Raw genomic sequence first — 6,410 nt, forward strand, 5'->3', positions numbered from 1 at the left:
GCGTAGCGAAAGTGTAGTTGAGGGGCGCGTCATTTCTCTTTGGGATGAGCGTTGCCTGGCCAAACCGGATGGAGCGAGAAGATCATGATGAACGATATGAAGGCTGCCGTCGTGCCAGTAGCGCAACCGTACCTCCCGCCGCTTGCCGAGTTCATGCCATATCTCGAGCAGATCTGGTTGAACCGTTGGGTGACGAACGGCGGCCCGTTTCATCGCCAGCTGGAAGACGCGCTGTGTGAGCATTTAGGCGTCGAGCATCTGTGCCTGTTCTCGAACGGCACGATTGCGCTCATAACCGCGTTGCAGGCGCTCAACATCACGGGTGAAGTGATCACCACGCCTTATTCTTTCGTTGCCACGACGCATGCAATCCACTGGAATGGCGCAAAGCCTGTATTCGTCGATATCGATCCCGTGAGCATGAACCTCGATCCGTCCAGGATCGAAGCCGCGATTACACCGCAAACGCGTGCCATCTTGCCCGTGCATGTGTATGGCAATCCGTGCGAAGTCGAGAAAATCGAAAAGATCGCCGATACCTATGGCTTGCACGTCATTTACGATGCCGCGCACGCGTTTGGCGTGCGCAGGAACGGCCGATCGATTCTGAGTTTCGGCGACATGTCGGTGCTCAGCTTCCACGGCACCAAGATATTTCACACATTCGAAGGCGGAGCGATCATCTGCCGGGATGCGGAAATGAAGCGTCGCATCGACCGGCTGAAGAACTTCGGTATCGAAGACGAAGTGACCGTCGTCGCCCCCGGCCTGAACGGAAAGATGAATGAAGTGCAGGCGGCATTCGGCCTGCTCCAGCTGAGGCACGTGGAACGCGCTCAAGAGGCGCGCGCGGGCGTCGATCGGCGATACCGGGAAGCACTTGGCGAAATACGCGGGCTGCGCCTTCTTGAGATCGACGCGATCAATACCCGCAATTTTGCGTACTTCCCAATACTGGTCACGCCCGAATTTCCGCTCAGTCGGGATGCCCTGTATGAAGAACTGCGTGCGAGCCAGATTGCGGTGCGAAAGTACTTTTATCCATTGATAAGCGAGTTCGTCGACTATCGCGGTCTGCCTTCGGCGAATCGGGACAATCTGCCTGTGGCGTGCACCATTGCAGATCAGGTTTTGTGCTTGCCGATTTTCTCGATGCTCGAAGCACAAGTGCAGGAGCGTATCGTCGATATCATCGTGGCGCTCGCGGGTGCCGCGACGTTGCGAGCCTGACGTTCATCGCCACGGCGTGCCTGCACATGTCCACGATGGAGCCCATGCGGGACGGCGAGACGGCCGGCACGAGCATGCCGGCAAGGGGGCGGCGCATCCTGCTCTCGCCGTTCACGAACACGACGAACGCCTATATCGATCTATTAAAGGAGTTGCTGGTCGATATCGGCTACGACGTGCAGCCTCTCTCGGCCAAAGGCATGCTGCGGGGCGGCTTCGTCGACCTGTTTCGTCCCTCCACCGTGCTCGTGTTTCACTGGATCGAGTTGCGCGCGTTCACCAGTGGCGGCGGCAAGGTATCGCTCTCTCTCAGAGGGGTGCTCGTCTTTCTGTTCTATTGCCTGATCATGGCTGTCGGTCGGGCTCAGGTCGTTTATTTTGTTCACGACCATGCAGTCCATAACGCGCGCGGCAAGGTGCGGGAATTCTCAGTACGGTTGATGTCGCTCGTGCGCCGGCTCGCGGATCATCGCGTCGTGCACGCCCCCGATTTCGAAGCGAAATATGAAGCGCGCTATCTTCCTCACCCGCTGTACTGGGACGCACCAGGGCGAACTTCGGCGCTGGCGTCGCGAAGGTGCGCCGCACCGTCTTTCGCGTTGCTGGGAACCATCGAGCCTTACAAGGATGTCGCGGCGCTTCTCCGGGTGTGGCCCGAGGAACAGGTGCTCGAAATCGCCGGAAGGGGCGATGCGACCTACATCGATACGTTGCGTACGATTGTGCGCGAGCGGGCAATGTCGAACACGGTCACGATCGACGCGCGTTTTCTGAGCAATGGCGAGTTCGAGGACAAGGTCTGTGCAGCCGATGTGCTCATTCTTCCCCACGCGGCGGATTCAATGCTGGTGAGCGGCGCTTTCTTCGAGGCTATCGGTCGGGTGCCTGTGCTGATCGCGCGCTCGGTGCCGTTCATGGTCTGGGCAGCGCAGCGATTCGAGAACGTATTCCTGTTCGACAGGATCGAGCAGGTGCCCGATCTGGTTCGGGAGGTCGCGCAGAGATGGCCGGATCTCATGGAGGGGCGAGCGACACGACACCGGGTGATCGAGGCGTTCGGCTGGCAGGCATGCAGACGATCCTACCGCGAGTTCTTCTGCGATGTCGTCGGCGCCCGGACAGACAGATGATGGCATGCCGTGAAGAGTCTGAGTCCGGTTCGGCTCACGGATGATCGCCGGTAAGCCGGCCACGCCGGGACGATCGGGCCGCGGCACCGGGTGCCGACACCGCACGGCGCCTCGCCAGCCACTTCTTCATGGCACCGGGTGGCGTTCAATATCCGCGCAGCCTGGTTCGCGTCGCGCTCGGCATGATATGACTCAGGCGCAAGACGCCGGCCAGCAGATCCTTGAGTGCGCTCTTTCGTCCCTTGGCCCACACGTCGCCTGTCCGGTAGCCGCCGGAGGCGAAGATGCGCATGAACTGACGGAATCGGCGAACGATCGTGGCGCCGTTGTATAGCTCGACGCGCTCGCGGTAGAGACGCGCGAGCGCGCGATACTTTTCTGCGCCCGTCCGTGCGGCGCCTTCGTGCGGGCTCGAAGGCCACTTCGCAATCTCGTCCAGAATCGCGGCTCGCCGTTCGAAGGCAAGCGCGTGATTCTCCCAGCGAGGCAGGCACTCGAAGAGAAAATGGATGGCCTGCGATGCCTGTGATGCGCCGGCCCAGCTCGTCAATGTTGCAGTCGACGCGTGCCGCCGGTATTGAGCGAGAGTCGCGTCGACGTAGACCAGTGCGCCGAAGACATTGGCGAGAAAGAAGAACCACTGGTCGTGGCCTTCGCGGTTGTATTCGTCATTCAGGTCGATGGAGCGATCCCAAAGGGCAGAAAATTGTAGGAGACGCCGATCGAAAACCAGCGTGAACCCCAGACTGTGCCGCATCGGGTCGATGCTCAGCGGCGGGTTGTAGGGCCTCGGGAGTGCATCCCTTGCGAGGGTATCGATGGGATTCAGGTCGCTGTCCGTTACGGTCGCGTTATGGCAGACCATGAGCGCGCCCGTCGACTCGAGTGCGCCTGCGCAGCGCTGGAGTTTGTCCGTCGACCATACGTCGTCCTGATCGCAGAACGCGATGATGTCCGATCCGCACAGGCTAGCCGCGCGCATGAAATTGGCTCGATAGCCGAGTCGCTGCGCGTTCTCGTGGACACGCACGGGAAACGGCGCCGTGCGGGAGAACTCGGCAAGGATGAGCAGCGTGTCGTCGGTCGAGCCATCATCCGTGACGATCAGCTCCGCAGGCAAGCGCAGTTGCGACGCGATACTCTCCAGTTGCCCGCGCAGATACAGCGCACCGTTGTAGGTGGCCATTGCCACGGATACAGACTTCATGACCCGACCTCCAGCGTTGGGGGAGATTTGCACAGCGTTACGCGCCACGTTCCTGTACGTCTCGCGCCCAGCCCGGCCGGCTGGCGTGCGAGCAACCCGTCGTAGTGTTTCTATCACGAATGAATGGCCCGACTATGTGGCGTAGCTCGCATCGCCGGGCAGAATCGGCCCATCGGGCGCCAGGGTCAGTCGGCGATCAGCGTGCATCAGTCGGTATGGCTCCGCGTGGCGGAGGCTGGCCTCTCTAGCAGAAGTGCTAACCCGCGCCTGATTCCTCACAGGCCGGACAGGCGGAGTCATATCTGCTTTCAGTTGCCATTCCGCAAGTTGACGTTTGTGCGGTGTCACACCGCCTTTTTGCTTACAGATGCGCCTCTGACCGTTCAGGACGGGCGAATGGCCAGGGTGGACGGAGCCGGCAACGCACTATTGACGTTATCTAAAGGGGGCGGCCGGGGGATGCCGATTCCCATGCGGCGCGACATGAAAAAATCAGAAACGGGCACAGGCCTGTGCCGGGACCACTCAACATAACGGGGCGGATAGCTCGCAACATGAATCCACGCTGTCACGAGATCAGCACGGCGCGACTGAAACGTCCAGCGCACGCTGCATATATCGACGGCTTGCGCGCGATTGCAGTGCTGTCTGTCATCGTGTATCACCTGCACACGCAATGGCTGCCCGGCGGATTTGCCGGTGTCGATATCTTTTTCGTGATTTCCGGATTTGTTGTGAGTGCATCGGTTGGCGATCTCGAGTCGATGCAGTTCTTCAGCTTCGTGCTTTATTTCTATTCGCGCCGGGTGCAGCGGATTGTGCCCGCGCTCGTGGTTTGTCTGGTGGTCACCGCGTTATGGTCCGCGTTGTTCATTCCGGCCGCGTGGTTGAGCGACACCAATACGAAAACAGGCCTCTTCGCTTTCTTTGGATTGAGCAATCTGATTCTTGTCAGGACCGGCAACGACTATTTTTCCCCGCGTGTCGAGTTCAATCCGTACCTGCATACCTGGTCGCTCGGCGTAGAAGAGCAGTTTTATCTGCTATTTCCGTTGCTTTTCTTCGTGTGGGTCAGCAAACGGCCCAGAAAGAAGTTGTGCGTCGCCTTGTTTGCTGGTGGTTTCGTCTTGTCGCTGCTCAACGGCTGGTGGCTCTCGACGAGAAACGAGGCGCTCGACTTCTACATGATCCCGGGACGTTTCTGGGAGCTGGCGTCGGGCATTCTGCTCTATCAGCTACTCGCGCTTGCGAAGCACCCGCTCGGGGTGATCGACCGTGACCGTACGCTGCGCTCGCAGGCGGTGCTTGCGGGCTCGTTCGTTCTTCTGGCGGCAAGCTTTGCGACGTCGAGGCCGGATTCGTTTCCTTTCCCGGGTCCGCTGCTACCGGTGATGGGCACGCTTGGCATACTGTACGCGCTGCACGGAAGGGCGCCGCAAGGTTTTCTGCACGGGCTGCTGATCTCGCCAGTCGCGACCTTTATCGGCAAGGTGTCGTATTCGCTCTACCTATGGCACTGGCCCGTGATCGTGCTGCTGCGGTGGACCACGGGGCTGGATGCTCCCATATGGCGCGTCGTGGCGATCGTCGTGACGTTCGTGCTGGCGACGGCGTCGTGGTACTTCGTCGAGAACCCTGTGCGTCGCTCGATGATCCTGAAGAACATGCGACGTCCGTTCGTCGTGGGCGCGGGCGCGGGTGCGCTGATGTGCGGGGCGCTGTTGTCGCTCGGCATTCATGCCGCGCAGCCGCAGTTGTCGCTGAGCGTGGTTTCGCAGCGTGCATACGACTGGTCCGCGTACCGGCCTATCGAGGCCAGCTCTGCAGGGTGTCGGGGCACATGGGATTCGACCCAGGTCGAAGGAGGGCTGCTGTGGATCTATTCGCGTTCGGGGTGTGAGATCGCCCCGAGTCATCGGGGACGACTGTATGTGATCGGTGACTCGCACGCGATGGCATACAGCATGATGTTGCGCGAGTTCGCCCTGGAAACGGGCGTGAAGGTCTTCGCGTACAACAACGGGGGCTGTCCGTTCATCGGCTTGCTGCCGCGCGGGCACGACGACCTCGATCGCTGCAAACGGCTGAGTGACGCGGCAATCGCGCAAATCACCGCGGACGTCGGCCGCGGCGACGTAGTGTTCATGCCATCGTTGCGGTTGCCGCGGTTCTCAGACGAGTTTGCACGTTTCGACGACGCGAGTGCATGGAAAGGCATGTTCGGGCCACAGGCGGTCGAAAGCCGGCAGCAGGGCGTGCGAGAAGCCGTGCCGATCCTCCAGAAGCTCGCGGCCAAGGGCGCGAAGGTCGTACTGGAAGCGCCGACGCCCGTGTTCCGGAGTCAGCCGTTCCGGTGCTCTGACTGGTTCAATCGTGGCAATCCGATCTGCTCGGGCGGCGACCGTATCGCCAGGACCGAGCTGGAGGCCTTGCGCTCACCCGTGCTCGAGTCATACGCACATATCGCCCGTCTCGTCCCTGACGTCAGCGTATGGGACCCGTTGCCGGCGCTGTGCCCGGATGCCGTGTGCTCCGCGCGCGCCGACGGCCGGCCGCTGTTTTTCGATGGCGATCACATCAGTGGCTACGCGAACAGGCTTCTGTTGCCGAGCTTCGAGCAATTCGTCGGCGAGTTGATGGATGCGGGGCGCAAGAGCTGATCGTGAGCGGGGCTTCGGGGCGCGAGCGTCGGCTGCGGGTCCCCGGACAGATCCGCGGTGCCGTCTTGTTCGACAGATGGGAAGGTCGCGAGCGATGCGCAACGCTCATGCTCGACGCTTGTCGAGCATGAGCGGCAGCGGATGACGATGCATGTGTTCAGTGTGTCGCTTCGCACTCCCTGA

General features: G+C 61.0%; 4 protein-coding genes. 3 read left to right on the top strand and 1 reads right to left on the bottom strand.

Going from position 1 to position 6,410, the window contains the following annotated elements; all coding sequences use genetic code 11:
* Window positions 1-84: 84 nt before the first annotated feature.
* Complete coding sequence (locus BN2476_RS03670) at window positions 85-1,230, top strand: DegT/DnrJ/EryC1/StrS family aminotransferase (RefSeq protein ID WP_328590274.1); 1,146 nt, start codon at window positions 85-87, stop codon at window positions 1,228-1,230.
* A 26-nt stretch (window positions 1,231-1,256) separates the two neighbouring features.
* The gene (locus BN2476_RS03675; RefSeq protein ID WP_235850682.1) at window positions 1,257-2,360 is read left to right on the top strand and encodes a glycosyltransferase; all 1,104 of its coding nucleotides are present in this window, start codon (window positions 1,257-1,259) and stop codon (window positions 2,358-2,360) included.
* Between the two features lie 145 nt (window positions 2,361-2,505).
* Here the strand turns inward: BN2476_RS03675 and BN2476_RS03680 are convergent, their stop codons facing one another.
* Window positions 2,506-3,567 (bottom strand): glycosyltransferase, encoded by a 1,062-nt coding sequence (locus BN2476_RS03680; RefSeq protein ID WP_087732792.1) that lies wholly within the window; start codon window positions 3,565-3,567, stop codon window positions 2,506-2,508.
* A gap of 554 nt (window positions 3,568-4,121) precedes the next feature.
* Between BN2476_RS03680 and BN2476_RS03685 the strand changes: the two genes are divergently transcribed.
* Window positions 4,122-6,227: an acyltransferase family protein gene (locus tag BN2476_RS03685; RefSeq protein WP_087732793.1), complete on the top strand. Its 2,106-nt coding sequence runs from the start codon at window positions 4,122-4,124 to the stop codon at window positions 6,225-6,227.
* The last annotated feature ends 183 nt before the right edge of the window (window positions 6,228-6,410 follow it).

The sequence above is a fragment of the Paraburkholderia piptadeniae genome, assembly GCF_900007165.1.
Classification (GTDB): domain Bacteria; phylum Pseudomonadota; class Gammaproteobacteria; order Burkholderiales; family Burkholderiaceae; genus Paraburkholderia; species Paraburkholderia piptadeniae.